Consider the following 670-nt stretch of genomic DNA (forward strand, 5'->3'; position numbering starts at 1 on the left):
TTGTTGAACGAAGCCGCTTCGCGGCAGAAAAAGCATAGTGGAGAGTCTTCTTAAATACTTCTAGTGACCAATAACGGTCAGTTTTAGGAGTATTCATCATGTTACCATCCGAACAACGACGCTTTGATTATCTTTATAAACAACATCTTACCAACTTAAGCTTACAAGGCAAGCGGCCTGCCACTGTCGATGGTTATGCCCGCGCAGTCAGAAGGATAGCCAACTACTATGACTGTTGCCCGGATAACCTTAGCACCAATGCGCTCAAACAATATTTTGCTGAGCTAATTCAGACTCACTCTTGGAGTACCGTTAAGCTCGATAGAAACGGGCTGCAGTTCTTTTATCGCCATGTACTTAATAAAGAGTGGCAGTGGCTGAATATCGTTAAACCCCCACAAGTCAAAACCTTACCTGATATCTTAACGCCGACCGAAGTGGCACTGGTGATTAGCTTAACTAAACAGCTTAGGTATCAAGTCATGTTCCTCACGTTGTACAGCTTAGGGCTAAGACTGGGCGAAGCCATTACCCTGCATGTAGGTGATGTTGATGCCAAGCTCATGCAAGTGCATGTTCGTAACGCCAAAGGAGGCAAAGACCGCTTTGTTCCTCTCCCTAAACGCACATTACTGGCGCTGAGATACTATTGGAAGACACATCGACACCC

General features: G+C 45.5%; 1 protein-coding gene. It reads left to right on the forward strand.

The genetic code is table 11. The features are described 5' to 3' along the window. Window positions 1–98: 98 nt before the first annotated feature. The coding region (locus GFB48_RS17335; RefSeq protein ID WP_163938767.1) for a site-specific integrase at window positions 99–670 on the forward strand (572 nt) is incomplete at its 3' end.

The sequence above is a fragment of the Paraferrimonas sp. SM1919 genome, from assembly GCF_010993985.1.
Lineage (GTDB): Bacteria > Pseudomonadota > Gammaproteobacteria > Enterobacterales > Shewanellaceae > SM1919.